This window comes from Streptomyces sp. SAS_270 (genome assembly GCF_052543295.1).
In genome coordinates, this window is sequence record NZ_JBMNDS010000104.1 from 18,885 (window position 1) to 32,792 (window position 13,908).

Consider the following 13,908-nt stretch of genomic DNA (forward strand, 5'->3'; position numbering starts at 1 on the left):
CACCCGCGCCCCAGGCTCATCACTCCCCGCGCCACCAGGACCGCAGCTTCGCGGCCCACCCGCGTGGCGCACGCTCAGGCACCGGCGCCGGATCCGGTACTCGCACCGGCTCCGGTGCGGGTACCGCGACCGCGGCGGGCAGCGCCACCGCGGCGACCCGCTCGCGCTGCGCGGTCGGGAAGGTCACGGGCAGCGCGGCCAGCGCCCGGTGGAAGGGACCCGGCCGCCACTGCAACTCACCCACCGGCACGGCCAGTTCGATGTCGGGAAGGCGGTCGAGTAGCTTCTCCACCGCCACCGCCGCGATCAGCCGGGCCGGACTCTGCGCCGGGCAGCTGTGCGGGCCCGCGCTCCACGCCAAGTGGGCCCGGTTGCCCGCCCGCTGATCCGTCGTCAGGGCGGGGTCGGTGTTCGCCGCGGCGAGACTGACCACCAGTGGATGGCCCGCCCGCAGGGTCACCCCTTCGTACACGACGTCGTGGACCGGGTAGTGCACGGCGTAGTTGGCCATGGGCGGGTCGGTCCACAGCACCTCGTCGAGGGCGTCCTCCACGGGCAGGCTGCCGCCCGACAAGGTGCCCGCGAAACGGTCGTCGGACAGCAGCAGCCGCAGCCCGTTGGCGATCAGGTTCTGCTGGGGCTCGGTGCCCGCGCCCATGAGCACGACGAGACTGTGGACCATCTCCTCGTCGGTGAGAGCGGCGGGGTGGGCCAGCATCCAGGAGGTCACGTCCTGGCCGGGCCTGGCACGCTTCAGCGCGACAAGGTCCAGCAGGGTCGTGGCGAGCAGCTCGTTCGCCTTCTCGGCGTCCACGCCGTCGAAGATCCCGGACATCCCCTCGACCAGCCGCTCACCGTAGTCGGCCGGGCAGCCGAAGAGGCGGTTGAACACCAAAAGCGGCAGGACCTGGGCGTACTCGCCGAGCAGGTCGGCCCCGCCCCGCGGCGCTATGCGGTCGATGAGCGTGTCGGCGCTCGCCTCGATGTAGCCGCGCAGCGTGTTCGGATCCACCCGGTCCAGGCTGTCCGTGATGACGCCGCGCAGCCGCCGGTGCTCCTCGCCGTCGGTGAACAGGGCGTTCGGCCGGTACATCATCATCGGGACGACCGGGCTGTCCGGGGGGACGGTGCCGTCCGCGAGGTCCGTCCAGCGGCGGGGGTCCTTGGAGAAGGTCTCGGGGCTGCGCAGTACGTGCAGGGCGGCGTCGTATCCGAGAACCAGCGACGCCCGTACGCCGGGCGCCAGTTCGACCGGAGCGATCGGGCCGACGGCGCGCAGCCGCCGGTAGAAGGACGCCGGGTCGGCGGCGAACTCGGGGTCGTACAGGGACTCGTGGGCCGGGCAGCCCGGTGGTGGTACGGCGGTCACGCGTGCTCCAGTTGGCCGGTGGGAGTGCGGGTCAGCAGGTACTCGACGAGGGAGATCAGGGCCCGCGTCGAGGAGGCCCGGTCGCGGGCGTCGCAGTGGACGAGGGGGGTTTCGGGAAGCAGGTCGAGGGCCGCGCGCACCTCGTCGGTGCCGTACTCGGGCGCGCCGTCGAACTGGTTGAGGGCGACGGCGTAGGGCAGTCCGAGCTCCTCCAGTACGCCCATCACCTCGAAGGACTGGCCCAGGCGCCGGGTGTCGGCGAGGACGAGGGCGCCGAGCGCGCCGCGCGTCATGTCCTGCCACAGCTGGGTGAAGCGCTGCTGGCCGGGCGTGCCGAACAGATACAGCACCAGGCGGTCGTTGAGGGTGAGGCGGCCGAAGTCGAGGGCGACGGTGGTGGTGGTCTTGTCCTTCATGCCGGCCAGGTCGTCGACGAGGGCGCCTGCCTCGGTCATGACCTCCTCGGTGCGCAGCGGCCGGATCTCGGAGAGCGCGCCGACGAATGTCGTCTTGCCGACCGCGAAGTGGCCCACGACCAGCAGCTTGACCGCGGTCTGCACGGTGGGCCGCAGATAGACGTCGGCCGAGGCCGGTTCCGCGGTGGATCCGGCGGATTCAGAGGCGGGCGCGGAGCCCATCGAGCACCTCCTGAAGTATTCGGGCGTCGGTCGGCCGGGCGGCCGGTACCGGTGCGCGGGTGACGATGTGGCCGCTGTCCATGAGGTCGGCGATCAGCACCTTGGTGACGCTGACCGGCAGCGCGAGATGGCCGGCCACCTCGGCGACGGACAGGGCTCCGGGCCGGCACAGCTCCATGAGCCTGCGTTTTTCCGGGTTGAGTCCGGCCAGCGGCAGATCGTCGGCGGCGATCAGCAGCGTGACCAGGTCCAGGGTGTTGCGGGAGGGGTGGGCGCGGCCGTCCGTGACGACGTACGACCGCACCAGCCGGTCCGCGGGACGGCGCCGGGCCGTCATGCCGGGCTGCCGGTGTCCTGCCGGGCCGGACTGGTCAGCTCCTTGCCGAGCCGGTCGACGAGTTTGTGCATGCGGTACGTCACGGCCTCCATGTCCACTTCCTCGCTGGTGGAGACGGCCAGGTAGGCACCTTCGCCGGCGGCGACGAGGAACACGTAGCCGTGCGCGAACTCGATCAGGGTCTGCCGCCACGGGGTGTTCGGGGTGCCGCAGAACTCGGCCGTGCTGCGGCTGATCGACTGGACGCCGGACAGGCCCGCGGCCAGCCGTTCGGCGTCGTCCCGGCCGATGTCCTTGGAGTGGGCGCGGAGCATGCCGTCGGCGGAGAGCAGGATCGCGTGGCGCGCCTCAGGAACCTTCAGCACCTCGTCCAGCATCCAGCCCAACTCGTTGTTGGTGGGCCCGGTCATTCTTGGCTGTTCCCTTCGTCTTCGTGCGAGGTGTGCCGGCTGTCGTCGTCCTGCGAGGTGTCCTGGGCGGCCCGGCCGAAGCGGGTGCCGCGCGCGAACGCCCCCATGCGCCGGGCGTTCTCCTCGGCCGAGCGGCCGCCGACCTCCTCGGCGGGCGGGGCCGGGGTCTGCGCGGCCGTGTCCCGCAGGGCGCGGCGTCGTCGTTGGGGCAGTCCTCCGGGCGTGGTCGGCTCCCTGTGGCCGTCGTCGGGTTCGGGATCGGGGCGAACGGCCGGGGCCGGTGCGGCGACGGACGCCGTAGGCGATACGGGATCCGGCGCCAAGGCGCGCCCGGGGACGGCTTCGGGGACACGCGCGGGCGGTTCGGCCACGGGCGGACGCTCCTGGAGGGCTTCCGGGTGCGTGAGCAGGGAGGTCGGCAGGAAGACCACGGCGCGCACACCGCCGTACGGCGAGACCGTGCCGACGGAGACGTTGAAGCCGTAGCGCTCGGCGAGCACCCCCATGACTGCGAAGCCGAAGCGGGGCGGGTCGCCGAGCCGGGTGACGTCCACGGTGCGCCCTCCGGACAGGAGCCCGGCGGCGTGCTCGGCCGCCTGCCCGTCCATGCCGACGCCGGCGTCGTCGATCACCACGCAGGCGCCGTTGTGCACCGCTTGGATGGTGACCTCGACGGTCGTGTTGGGCTGCGAGTGGCGTGCCGCGTTGTCGAGCAGTTCGGCGACCGCGAGCACGACCGGTTCCACGGCCCGGCTCTCCACGGCGATGTCGACCTCGCCGTGGATACGGATGCGCCGGTAGTCGCGGATGCGGGAGGTGGCGCCGCGTACGACCTCGATGAGCGCGGCGACGGAACGCTGGCGCCCCGGCCAGGAACCGCAGAGCACGGCGATGGCCTGCGCGCGGCGGCCGAACTGGGCGTTGGTGTGGTCGACTTCGAGCAGGTCGCGCAGCACGTCCGGGTGGTCGTGCCGGTCCTGCATCTCCGCGATGGCCACCTGCTGTTCGTTGGCCAGGGCCTGGATGGAGCGCATCGACGCCTTCAATGCGGCCTTCGCGGACTGGTCGGACCGGGACTGGGCGTGCTCGACGGCCCCGGCGAATCGCTCCAGGACACTGTCGAGGCACTTGGCGAAGTCCGTGTCGGCGAGCCGTGTGTCCAGCAGACCGGCGGCCGTCGCGAGTTGTGGGGTCGCGTCCTCCAGGGCCGGCAGCCGGACGGAGACGAGGTGGCGCAGTTCCTCGTCCCGGGCCCGCAGGCCGTCCGCCAGTTCGGCGTTGTGTCCGCGCTGCCGTGCGGTGATCCCGTGCTGACGCACCAGCAGCACGGTGACGGCGAACAGGCCCACGGCCAGGCACCAGAACACCGCCTCCGGTATCTGTTCGGTCATGAAGTCCTCAAAAGCGGGCGATGGTTGACGAGCGCTCGACGGTAGCGACGGTTCCGCATCCGTACTTGTCCGTGTGCGCAAGGAAGTTGCTCGGAAACGCAAGCGCGCCGGGGCGCCGGGCCGAGGCCGTCCGCTTACCTTCGGCATATGCCAATGAGCCCGTGGCCTACTACGGAAACCGCGTGCTGCCCTAGTCTGACTGCGAGTAACAGTCCCTGAACGAACGGAAGTTCAGGGCTGCCGAGATGGAGTCGTCCGACCCGTCGCAGCGGAGGAGCCACGTTGCCCGCGGGACGCTACATCGTGGAGTCGCAGACCACGGGTGAGGTGGACCCGCACGAGCGGGCCGACTTCTGGAGCGAACACATCGCGTCCTATCAGTCCCGCATGGGGTACGCCTACGCGCGCACCGACAACTTCCGCGGCGAGACGGTCCGCCAGCGCAGCGACACCTATCAGCTCGTCAGGTTCCGGTCCGACACGATCGAGTACAGCCGGACCGCCCATCAAGTGCGGCAGGACCCTGACGACGACTACCGCCTGCTGATGCCGCTCACCGGGCAGATCACGCTGTCCCAACAGGACCAGGTGGCGCGGCTCGCACCGGGGGCGGGCGCCCTGGTCACCTTCGGATCCCCGTTCCAGTGCGCGCAGACGGCGTCCACCCTGGCGTTCATCCTCACCATCCCCTCCCGCGAGATCGACGGTCCGCTGAACCGGAAGTCACCGCTGGCCGCCGGGCTGGACCTGACGACGGGGCTGGGGCGCGTGGTGAGCACCATGCTGCAGAGCCTGCACGAGGAACGCGACAACCTGACCGACCCCCAGTTCGACGCCGTCTCGGACCGCGTCGTCGAGCTCCTGTGCATGCTGGCGTCCGGCGACGACCGGCCGGACGTCCCGGGCCATCTCACCGAGGTCGAGGCGATGGTCCGCCGCCATGTGCGCGACAACGCGGCCGACCCCGGCCTGACCGGCGCGTCCATGGCCCGCGACCTGGGCTGGTCCCTGCGCCAGATCCAACTGGCCCTCCAACGCGTGGGCACCACCCCTCGCGAGCTGATCCGCGAGGAACGCCTGCGCCTGGTCCGCGACCGCCTCCGGTGCGCCGACTGCGAACACATGACGATCACCGAACTGGCGTACGCCTCGGGCTTCTCCTCGGCCAGCGCCATGAGTACGGCCTTCCGCCAGCGCTTCGACGTCAGCCCTCGCGAGATGCGCCACGGCCGCCGCCGGCAGCCCGGCCCGAGGGGGGCCGACGGGGACTTCCCGTCCGCTTAACGCCGGGCATGCCGCGGCGCAAGTGCCCCGGCACTGTAAACGCGTTCACTTCTTGCCAGACCATCTCGCTCGCCCGCGTCGACCTCGACCTGACTGACCCACAGCCGCACCACGGTCCCGGTCTCGACCCCACCCGCTGCGCAAACGTCTGACACAGCCGAGCCGGCTCAGGTCGTGCGGTACGCCGTCGTGCGTGACACGGCGATGTGCAACGCCGTGCCGTTCGATCCGGCCCGGCCCGGCCCGGCCCGGCAGCGGCCGCGCCCGAGCCGAGGACAGCACCCGCCCTCACCGCCTCCACCCCGAGTCGCCGCCGTCCCGGCACTGACCGTGCTGCTCGTGCCACGTCGTGAGCAGCAGACCGAAGAGCCCGGCGCCCCCGAGGCGTGACAGACCACCGCCGTGATGCATCGATCGACCCAGCTGGGCGGCTGCGGTCAGCGGCAGTCGGGGGTGGATGGACAGCCGTACGGCGTGCGACGAGCGGCCGTCCTCCCAACCAAGACTCGAACCTGCGGCTGTCGGATCAGTTCTCGTCAGGCGTCAGCCTGAGCGAGATGCTGTTGATGCAGTACCGCTGGTCGGTAGGCGTGGCATACCCCTCGCCCTCGAACACGTGCCCGAGGTGCGACCCGCACCGCGCGCACCGCACCTCCGTGCGGACCATGCCGTGCGAACGGTCGTCGATCAGCTCCACGGCGTCGGAGTCCTTCGGGTCGAAGAAGCTCGGCCACCCGCAGTGCGACTCGAACTTCTCCGTGGACGTGAAGAGTTCGGCGCCGCAGGCGCGGCAGGAGTAGACGCCCTTGGTCTTCGTGTCGGTGTACTCACCCACGAACGCGGGCTCCGTGCCGGCCTTGCGCAGGACCGCGTACTCGGCCGGCGTCAGCTCCTCGCGCCACTGCTCGTCCGGCTTTTCGATGTCGTACGACATGAGCCTCAGCCCCTTACTTCGACAGACGGTCCAGGATCAGCGGGCCGAGGTCGGTGACGTCGCCCGCGCCCATGGTGAGAACGAGATCACCGGGCTTGGCCATTCCCGCGATGACGGCGGGGGCCTCGGCCTTGTCGTGGACGGGGGTCACGTCGGCTCCGGCCGCCCGGGCGGCCTCCATGATCAGCTCGCTGGTGACGCCGGGGATCGGGTCCTCGCGGGCCGGGTAGATGTCCAGCACCACCGAAGCGTCCGCCAGGGCCAGGGCCTGGCCCATCGCCTTGCCCAGCTCCTGCGTGCGGGAGAAGAGGTGCGGCTGGAAGAGGACCAGGATGCGGGAGTCGCCCGCCGCGGCGCGCATCGCGTCCAGGTCCGCCGTCATCTCCGTCGGGTGGTGCGCGTAGGAGTCGATGACCTGGACGCCCGCCTGCTCGCCCTTGAGCTGCAGGCGCCGCTTGACGCCCGTGTAGCTGGCCAGGGCGGGGGCGAGCTCCGCGGCGGGGATGCCGAGGGCCACGCCCGCCGCCAGTGCCGCCACCGCGTTGTGCGCGTAGTGCCGGCCGGGGACCGAGACCCCGAAGGTCAGTTCGGCGCCGTCGAGCAGGACGGTCACCTCGCTCTTCAGCCCCTGGGCCACCACGGACAGGACCCGTACGTCGGCGTCCTGCGCCTCGCCGTACGTCACCGTCCGCACCGAACCGGCCAGCCGCCGGGTCAGTTCCCGCGCGCCCTCGTGGTCGGAGGAGATCACCAGCGTGCCGCCCGGCACGATCTTTCCGGCGAACGTCTCGAAGGACTCGTAGATCTCGTCCATGGAGGCGTAGTTGGCGTGGTGGTCGAGTTCCACGTTCAGGACGATGGCGACCTCGGGCGCGTACTTGTGGAAGCTGCGGTCCGATTCGTCGGCCTCGGCGACGAAGATGTCACCCTCGCCGTGCAGGGCGTTGGAGCCGGGGGCGTCGAGGTCGCCGCCGATGGCGTAGGAAGGGGCGAGGCCGAGGGAGGACAGGGACACCGCCAGCATCGACGTGGTCGTCGTCTTGCCGTGGGTGCCCGCGACCGCGATCGGGCGCAGGCCGTCCATCAGGCGGGCGAGCGCGTCCGAGCGGTGGACCACCGGGATGCCCAGCTCAGCCGCGCGGGCCAGCTCCGGGTTGTCCGCGCGGATCGCCGAGGAGACGACGACGCAGGTGGCGTCGGAGGCCAGGTGGTCGGCCGCGTGTCCGATGTGCACCGTCGCGCCCAGCGCGCGCAGGGCCTCGGCGGTGGCGGACTCCTTCGCGTCGCTGCCGGCCACCACGGCCCCGCGCTGGGCGAGGATCTTGGCGATACCCGACATTCCGGCGCCGCCGATGCCGATGAAGTGCGGTCGGTCCATGGCGGTGGGAAGGCCGGGTGCCATGTGCGTCTCCCTGGAGTGGTGCGGCGAACGTTCAGCGCCCCACCCTAATGGCCACGGCACACGCCATGGCCCGGCGGCCGGGCCTCAGGGCCTGTCCGACGGGCCAAGCCGCAAGCACGGGTCCGGCACGCCCTCCCCCGCCGCCCGAAGGGCGTGGGAGCGCCACCCGCGGCGTTGCCGCCGGCTGCCGAGGCTCCGCGTCGAGGTCCCTCTTCCGCCCCGCACCCGCACGCTGCCCTGCGGCCCGATCCGCCGGACAGGGCTCACGCCTTGCTGTGCGAGAACAGCTTCAGCACCGGTACGCCGACCTTGTGACGGGCTCGGGAGGCCCAGTCGCGGTGGAAGAACTCCTCGACGTAGTGCGGATCGGTCAGCACGATGACCTCGTCGGCGCCGATCTCCTCGACCAGGGCCTTGAGCGCGTCCAGCGGATGGTCCTCGATGAGCCGGCCCTCGGCCTCGCTCCCGGAGACGCGCAGCGCCTTCAGCGACACGTCGAGGGCCTGCTGGCCCTGCCCCGCCGCCGCCTCGCCCTCCGGCGTCTCGTTCTCGTGGGCCGCCTCGTCCAGTTCCCCGAGCGCGACGTCGTCGATGGCCCGCAGCAGCCGGTCCGCCTGGTCTCCGCGCGGCTGGAGCAGCACGTGGAAGCCGACCGCCTCGTCACCGTGCAAGGTGGTGACGAACTCCACATCGGCGGACGTCAGGGCCTTCTCGATCATCAATACGCTTGTGAACACGACAGGCGCCCTTCTCCTCCGTGGGCCGTTTCCAGGCCCCTGCGGAAACCATCCTGCCCCGTGACCGCACGGGGACTGCGAGATTTAGCGTGCCCAGTGGAAGAAAAGCGGAACGGAGTATTCCGCTGACTTGTCAGGACCGACGGTATCGGCTGAACAGGAACCCGGCCTCTTCCAGCAGGGACGTCAGTTCGAAGCGCTGCGGGACCGTCACCGCGGGCCCTCCGGCGATGCGTTGCGCGTCCCCCGCGGTGAGCACCGGGGAGACGGTCAGGCAGAGCTCGTCGAGCACCTCGGCCGCGACCAGCTGGCCCAGCAGGCGCGGGCCGCCCTCGGTCAGCAGCCGCGTCAGGCCCTGCTCGGCGAGGGCGGCGACGGCCCGGGCGGGCTCCACACCCATGCCGTCCCCGGCGACCAGCACCCTGGCGCCCGCCTTCTCGGCGGCCGCGACCCGGTCCGGGGCCGCGGCGGCGCCCGTCAGCACGAGCGTGGGCACCAACGGGGAGGTGAAGAGCGGAAGCGAGAAGTCCAGGTCGAGGCTCGCGGTCACCACCGCGATCGCCGGCGCGGGGCCCTGACCGGCCCCCTCCCGCAGCGCCGCGAAGTCCGCACGCGCGCGTGCCGGGCGGTAACCCTCCTGGCGTACCGTTTCCGCACCGACCACCACGACGTCCGCGAGAGCCCGCAGCACACCGAAGATCCGCATGTCGGCGGCGCCGGAGATGGGATGGGAGCGTCCCTCGTGCTGGCCCGCGCCGTCGAGCGTGGAGACCATGTTGGCGCGCAGCCAGGGGCCGTCCGTGGAGGGGTAGGCGTACGCCTCCGCCAGGTCCAGGAGCCCCCATTCGCGGTCCGTCACATCCGTCCCGGAGGCCTCTCCCGAGGCCTGGGCTGCTGTTTCTTCGGTCACAGGGAACAGGCGTCGCATGTCGTGCAGTGTGGCACGGCGCTTAGAGTGGGGAACCGTGTCGTCCTCCACTGCCACAACCGGTATCGATCAGATAGCCGACGCGGCCCCGCTGTCCCTGTGCGCCCGCGAGCCGCACGTCCCCGCCGACCGGCTCGTCGCCGAGATGGTGCCGCCGCCGCGCTTCGACTCGGTCCGCTTCGATACGTACATCCCGGACCCCACCCAGGCCAGCCAGACCGAGGCCGTGCGGGTCCTCGCCGGTTTCGCGGCCGGTCTCGGCGGCGCCCACGCGAGCGGCGGCGGCAAGCGGCGGCTGTTCGGTTTCGGCAAGGCCGTGAAGCAGACCCCCGCCGGCCCCCGCGGCGTCTACCTCGACGGCGGGTACGGCGTCGGCAAGACCCATCTGCTGGCCTCCCTGTGGCACGCGACCGCGGCCGAGCCCGCACTCAAGGCCTTCGGCACGTTCGTGGAGCTGACGAACCTGGTCGGCGCGCTCGGCTTCCAGAAGACCGTGCAGACGCTGAGCGGACACCGGCTCCTGTGCATCGACGAGTTCGAGCTCGACGACCCCGGCGACACCGTCCTCGTCTCGACGCTGCTCGGCAAGCTGGTCGACGCGGGCGTGGCCCTCGCCGCCACCTCGAACACACTGCCGGGCAAGCTCGGTGAGGGCCGGTTCGCGTCCGCCGACTTCCTGCGCGAGATCCAGGGCCTGTCGGCGCACTTCCGTCCGCTGCGCATCGACGGCCAGGACTACCGCCACCGCGGACTGCCCGAGGCGCCCGCGCCGTTCTCCGACGAGCAGGTCACCAAGGCCGCGTACGCCACCGCGGGCGCGTCGCTCGACGACTTCCCGCATCTGCTCGACCACCTCGCGAAGGTGCACCCCAGCCGGTACGGAGCCCTGACCGACCACCTCAGGGCGGTGTGCCTGACCGACGTCCAGCCGATACCGGACCAGTCGACGGCACTGCGGCTCGTCGTGCTCGCGGACCGGCTGTACGACCGCGAGGTGCCGGTCCTCGCCTCCGGGATGGCTTTCGACAAGCTCTTCAGCGACGAGATGTTGAACGGCGGCTACCGCAAGAAGTACTTCCGCGCGATCTCCCGGCTGACCGCCCTCGCACGGGACGCCAAGGGGCTCGTCGAGGCGTAGCAGGTCCGTAGAGGCGTAGCAGATTCGAACATCCGGGGAACACGGACCAGTTCAAGCCATTCCCACCTCGCGTTTTGGGCTTTTCTTTACCCGAAACGTAAAGTTAACCCTGCAAACAACTTAGGCGCGTTAACGTATTTGGAGACGCGGCCCGAGTGGGGCCGCGTGCCGAGTGGACGCAGCCAGGAGGGAGGGGCGCATGGCGCGAGGTACGACGGTCCGGTTCGCTGTGACGATCCTCTCCGCCGTCCTGCTGGCCCTGCAACTCCTCACTCCCACCGCGCCCTTCGCGTCGACGCACAGCGTCACCCACGTGTCCACCCCCAAGGCCACAGGCAGCGTCCTCGCCAAGCGCGCGGACGAGGCGGACGAGGTCGTCACGAGCGGACACCTCGGGCACTCGGCGGCGCCCACCGCGCCGCTGCGCACCCGCGACCGCCACCGCACCGCGGCGGACTCCGCACCCGAGCCGCCCACCCGCGTCCTGCCGGCATACGCCGACACGCCCCCGGCCCCGCCGCGGGCCGGCGTCACCGCGCATCACCTCTCAAGATCCACAACCGCCCACTCCGCGGCGGCACTTCAAGTGTTCCGCTGCTGAGCTGCTCCACGGGCACGAGCACACGACCCACCCTCACCACGCCACGTCCGCCGAGCGCGTCGACGTGGGGTCATGTCCTCGTACCCGCATCTGCCACGTTCTCGTAAGCCGACGCGCCGACAGAGGCGCGCCAGGAGGAACTGACAATGCAGCCCCTCATCGATCATGCCCGCGCGCACGGACAGCGCCCCGAGCAGTTCGCCAGGCTGGCCGAGGGCCAGTCTCCGCAGGTCCTGTTCATCACCTGCTCGGACTCCCGGGTCGTCCCCGCCCTGATCACCGGTGCCCGGCCCGGTGAACTCTTCGAACTGCGCACCGCTGGCAACATCGTCCCCCCGTACGTCTCGCAGCACCCCACCGGCGAGGCGGCCACCATCGAGTACGCCGTCGAAGTACTCGGCGTCTCGGACGTCATCGTCTGCGGTCACTCGCACTGCGGCGCCGTGGGCGCACTGGTGCGCGGCGACGACCTGGACGCCGTACCCGCCGTGCGCGACTGGCTGGCGCACGCGACTCCCCGCCCCGAAGGGGCCGTCGAGGACCCCACCGTCACCGAAGCCGTGCAGAGCCACGTCCTGACCCAGCTGCTGCGCCTGCGCTCGTACCCCGGCATCGCGAAGAAGCTGACGAGCGGTCAACTGCGCCTGCACGCCTGGTTCTACGAGGTGCACACCGGCTCCGTGCTGGCCCACCGCCCGCAGTCCGACACCTTCGACGCCCTGTGAGCGCCGGGATGAATATCTTGAAGGCCAATCCGTCGAAGTCGACGAAGCCGCCCCGACTGCCCTACCTGCGGCAGGACTTCGCCGCCTCGCTCGTCGTGTTCCTTGTCGCCCTGCCGCTGTGCGTCGGCGTGGCCGTCGCGTCCGGCGTCCCGGCCGAACTCGGGCTCGTCACCGGCATCGTGGGCGGTCTCGTCACCGGCCTGATGCGCGGCAGCAGCCTCCAGGTCTCGGGCCCCGCCGCGGGCTTGACCGTGCTGGTCTACGAGGCGGTGCGGGAGTTCGGACTGCCCGTCCTCGGGGTCATCGTGCTGGTCTCGGGCGTGCTCCAACTCCTCATGGGTGCCCTCAAACTGGGGCGCTACTTCCGGGCCATCTCGATATCCGTCGTCGAGGGCATGCTGGCCGGCATCGGGCTCGTCCTGATCGCCGGGCAGCTCTACTCGGTCGCCGGCGCCAAGGCCCCGGCCTCCGGCCTGGACAAGATCACCGGGCTGCCCGAGGCGCTCGTCGAGGCGGCCGGGAACACCACGGCGCTCGCCTCGCCGGCACTCGGCGCGGGCACCATCGCCGTACTCGTGCTGTGGAAGCGACTGCCGCGCCGGGTGCGTACGGTGCCGGGGCCGCTGGCCGCGGTCGGGCTGGCCACGCTCGCCGCCCTCGTCCTCGATCTGCCGGTGGCGACGGTCGAGGTCAAGGGTCTGCTCGACTCGATCCAGCCGCCGCCCATGGACGCCTTCGGCGAGCTCGCGGGGATCGGCCTGCTCGGCACGATCGTCGCGTTCACGCTGATCGCGTCCGCCGAGTCACTGTTCAGCGCGGCGGCCGTGGACCGGCTGCACGACGGGCCGCGCACCGCGTACGACAAGGAGCTGATGGCGCAGGGCGCGGGCAACGCGGTGTGCGGGCTGCTCGGCGCGCTGCCGATGACCGCGGTGATCGTGCGCAGCGCGGCCAATGTCCAGGCGGGCGCACGGACCAAGGCGTCCCGGGTGCTGCACGGGGTGTGGTTGCTGCTGTTCGCGGCGCTGCTGCCGTCCGTGCTCGCCTACATCCCGATACCGGCCCTCGCGGGCATCCTGGTGCACGCGGGCGCCAAGCTCATTCCCGTACGGGAGCTCACCGGGCTGTGGCGCGAGCACCGCGGCGAGGCGCTGATACTCGTCGTCACGGCGGTGTCGATCGTCGCGGTGAGCATGTTCGAAGGCGTGCTGATCGGGCTCGCGCTGGCCGTCGTCAAGACGGCGTGGGAGGCCTCGCACGTGCGGCTGGAGGTCATCGACAAGGGCGCCGGTCCCGTCCAGGCGTACCTGTCCGGCAACGCGACCTTCCTGCGGCTGCCGAAGATCCTCGACAGTCTGGAGGCGCTGCCGCAGGACCGGCCGGTCGAGCTGGACCTGTCCGGCCTGCACCACCTGGACCACGCGTGCCGTACCGCGCTGGAGAACTGGTCGGAGCGGCACAGCGCCGAGGGTATCGAACCGGTGCAGGTCACGACCGGCTGACCTGCACCGTTTCCTCCACTTGGGCCCGCGGTCGAGGAATGTCGACCGTAGGCCCGAGTCGGGCATATCGTTACTTAACCCAATATTTTTTGCGACGCCTCGAAGGAAGCCCTCGGAAGGGGGCCCGAAAGGGGGTCGTCATGCTCCAGGAACTCCTGGTCGCGGGCGTGGCGGTCGGTTCCGCGGCGCTGGTGTACCTCGCGGCGGCCGCCCGGGTCGTCAAGCAGTACGAGCGCGGGGTGGTCTTCCGGCTCGGGCGGCTGACCGGCGACGCCCGCCCGCCGGGCTTCACCCTGGTGGTCCCCGGGGTCGACCGGCTGCGCAAGGTCAACATGCAGATCGTGACGATGCCGGTGCCCGCACAGGAGGGCATCACACGCGACAACGTCACGGTGCGGGTCGACGCGGTCGTCTACTTCAAGGTGGTGAACCCGTCGGACGCGATCATCCAGGTCGAGGACTACCGCTTCGCGGTCTCCCAGATGGCGCAGACTTCACTGCGGTCGATCATC

The 13,908-nt window shown here is 71.1% G+C and carries 16 protein-coding genes; 7 read left to right on the plus strand and 9 right to left on the minus strand.

Annotated features, from left to right (window positions below; translation table 11 throughout):
• Nucleotides 1-19: 19 nt before the first annotated feature.
• Genes ACN6LB_RS41075 through ACN6LB_RS41095 form a run of 5 tightly spaced genes read right to left on the minus strand, consistent with a single transcriptional unit; the run spans nucleotide 20 to nucleotide 4,145 of the window.
• Nucleotides 20-1,369: a cytochrome P450 gene (locus ACN6LB_RS41075; protein WP_445030336.1), complete on the minus strand. Its 1,350-nt coding sequence runs from the start codon at nucleotides 1,367-1,369 to the stop codon at nucleotides 20-22.
• A complete protein-coding gene (locus ACN6LB_RS41080; protein WP_445030337.1) occupies nucleotides 1,366-2,007 on the minus strand; it encodes a GTP-binding protein in 642 nt (213 codons plus the stop codon). The genes ACN6LB_RS41075 and ACN6LB_RS41080 overlap by 4 nt, the downstream gene beginning before the upstream one ends.
• Nucleotides 1,985-2,344: a DUF742 domain-containing protein gene (locus ACN6LB_RS41085; protein ID WP_356137253.1), complete on the minus strand. Its 360-nt coding sequence runs from the start codon at nucleotides 2,342-2,344 to the stop codon at nucleotides 1,985-1,987. Before ACN6LB_RS41085 ends, ACN6LB_RS41080 begins: the two co-directional genes overlap by 23 nt.
• Nucleotides 2,341-2,754 carry a roadblock/LC7 domain-containing protein gene (locus tag ACN6LB_RS41090; protein ID WP_356137255.1) on the minus strand — a complete coding sequence of 138 codons (414 nt, stop codon included), beginning with the start codon at nucleotides 2,752-2,754 and terminating at the stop codon, nucleotides 2,341-2,343. The genes ACN6LB_RS41085 and ACN6LB_RS41090 overlap by 4 nt, the downstream gene beginning before the upstream one ends.
• A complete protein-coding gene (locus ACN6LB_RS41095; protein ID WP_445030338.1) occupies nucleotides 2,751-4,145 on the minus strand; it encodes an ATP-binding protein in 1,395 nt (464 codons plus the stop codon). Before ACN6LB_RS41095 ends, ACN6LB_RS41090 begins: the two co-directional genes overlap by 4 nt.
• Before the next feature lie 282 nt (nucleotides 4,146-4,427).
• Here ACN6LB_RS41095 and ACN6LB_RS41100 point away from each other — a divergent pair, with 282 nt between their 5' ends.
• Nucleotides 4,428-5,429 carry an AraC-like ligand-binding domain-containing protein gene (locus ACN6LB_RS41100; protein WP_356137259.1) on the plus strand — a complete coding sequence of 334 codons (1,002 nt, stop codon included), beginning with the start codon at nucleotides 4,428-4,430 and terminating at the stop codon, nucleotides 5,427-5,429.
• A gap of 174 nt (nucleotides 5,430-5,603) precedes the next feature.
• Nucleotides 5,604-5,819, plus strand: coding sequence for a hypothetical protein (locus ACN6LB_RS41105; protein ID WP_445030339.1), 216 nt, complete (start codon nucleotides 5,604-5,606; stop codon nucleotides 5,817-5,819).
• Between the two features lie 136 nt (nucleotides 5,820-5,955).
• Here ACN6LB_RS41105 and msrB read toward each other — a convergent pair whose 3' ends face one another.
• The 4 genes from msrB to ACN6LB_RS41125 all read right to left on the minus strand — a co-directional run bounded on the left by msrB (nucleotide 5,956) and on the right by ACN6LB_RS41125 (nucleotide 9,430).
• Entirely contained in the window at nucleotides 5,956-6,363 is a 408-nt protein-coding gene (gene msrB, locus ACN6LB_RS41110) for a peptide-methionine (R)-S-oxide reductase MsrB (RefSeq protein WP_445030340.1), read from the minus strand.
• A 13-nt stretch (nucleotides 6,364-6,376) separates the two neighbouring features.
• Complete coding sequence (murC, locus tag ACN6LB_RS41115) at nucleotides 6,377-7,765, minus strand: UDP-N-acetylmuramate--L-alanine ligase (protein ID WP_445030341.1); 1,389 nt, start codon at nucleotides 7,763-7,765, stop codon at nucleotides 6,377-6,379.
• A 263-nt stretch (nucleotides 7,766-8,028) separates the two neighbouring features.
• On the minus strand, nucleotides 8,029-8,502 hold the full coding sequence (locus tag ACN6LB_RS41120; RefSeq protein WP_445030342.1) for an indole-3-glycerol phosphate synthase: 474 nt from the start codon (nucleotides 8,500-8,502) through the stop codon (nucleotides 8,029-8,031).
• Between the two features lie 133 nt (nucleotides 8,503-8,635).
• Entirely contained in the window at nucleotides 8,636-9,430 is a 795-nt protein-coding gene (locus ACN6LB_RS41125) for a pyrimidine reductase family protein (protein WP_445030343.1), read from the minus strand.
• 37 nt (nucleotides 9,431-9,467) lie between these two features.
• On the opposite strand from ACN6LB_RS41125, the gene zapE reads away from it, so the two are divergent.
• From zapE to ACN6LB_RS41150, 5 genes are all read left to right on the plus strand, one after another.
• Entirely contained in the window at nucleotides 9,468-10,568 is a 1,101-nt protein-coding gene (gene zapE / locus ACN6LB_RS41130) for a cell division protein ZapE (protein WP_445030344.1), read from the plus strand.
• 199 nt (nucleotides 10,569-10,767) lie between these two features.
• Nucleotides 10,768-11,169: a hypothetical protein gene (locus ACN6LB_RS41135; protein WP_445030345.1), complete on the plus strand. Its 402-nt coding sequence runs from the start codon at nucleotides 10,768-10,770 to the stop codon at nucleotides 11,167-11,169.
• Nucleotides 11,170-11,315: 146 nt separating this feature from the next.
• Nucleotides 11,316-11,894, plus strand: a complete 579-nt coding sequence (locus ACN6LB_RS41140; protein WP_445030346.1) for a carbonic anhydrase — start codon at nucleotides 11,316-11,318, stop codon at nucleotides 11,892-11,894.
• A gap of 8 nt (nucleotides 11,895-11,902) precedes the next feature.
• Nucleotides 11,903-13,396: a SulP family inorganic anion transporter gene (locus ACN6LB_RS41145; protein WP_445030347.1), complete on the plus strand. Its 1,494-nt coding sequence runs from the start codon at nucleotides 11,903-11,905 to the stop codon at nucleotides 13,394-13,396.
• A 140-nt stretch (nucleotides 13,397-13,536) separates the two neighbouring features.
• A partial coding sequence (locus tag ACN6LB_RS41150) for an SPFH domain-containing protein (RefSeq protein WP_445030348.1) occupies nucleotides 13,537-13,908 on the plus strand: 372 nt, incomplete at its 3' end.

Coding starts and splice junctions, on each gene's coding strand:
- ACN6LB_RS41145 (WP_445030347.1), top strand. CDS start 11,903: ATGAATATCTTGAAGGCCAATCCGTCGAAGTCGACGAAGCCGCCCCGA.
- ACN6LB_RS41095 (WP_445030338.1), bottom strand. CDS start 4,145: ATGACCGAACAGATACCGGAGGCGGTGTTCTGGTGCCTGGCCGTGGGC.
- murC (WP_445030341.1), bottom strand. CDS start 7,765: ATGGCACCCGGCCTTCCCACCGCCATGGACCGACCGCACTTCATCGGC.
- ACN6LB_RS41080 (WP_445030337.1), bottom strand. CDS start 2,007: ATGGGCTCCGCGCCCGCCTCTGAATCCGCCGGATCCACCGCGGAACCG.
- ACN6LB_RS41085 (WP_356137253.1), bottom strand. CDS start 2,344: ATGACGGCCCGGCGCCGTCCCGCGGACCGGCTGGTGCGGTCGTACGTC.
- ACN6LB_RS41090 (WP_356137255.1), bottom strand. CDS start 2,754: ATGACCGGGCCCACCAACAACGAGTTGGGCTGGATGCTGGACGAGGTG.
- ACN6LB_RS41125 (WP_445030343.1), bottom strand. CDS start 9,430: ATGCGACGCCTGTTCCCTGTGACCGAAGAAACAGCAGCCCAGGCCTCG.
- ACN6LB_RS41135 (WP_445030345.1), top strand. CDS start 10,768: ATGGCGCGAGGTACGACGGTCCGGTTCGCTGTGACGATCCTCTCCGCC.
- msrB (WP_445030340.1), bottom strand. CDS start 6,363: ATGTCGTACGACATCGAAAAGCCGGACGAGCAGTGGCGCGAGGAGCTG.
- ACN6LB_RS41140 (WP_445030346.1), top strand. CDS start 11,316: ATGCAGCCCCTCATCGATCATGCCCGCGCGCACGGACAGCGCCCCGAG.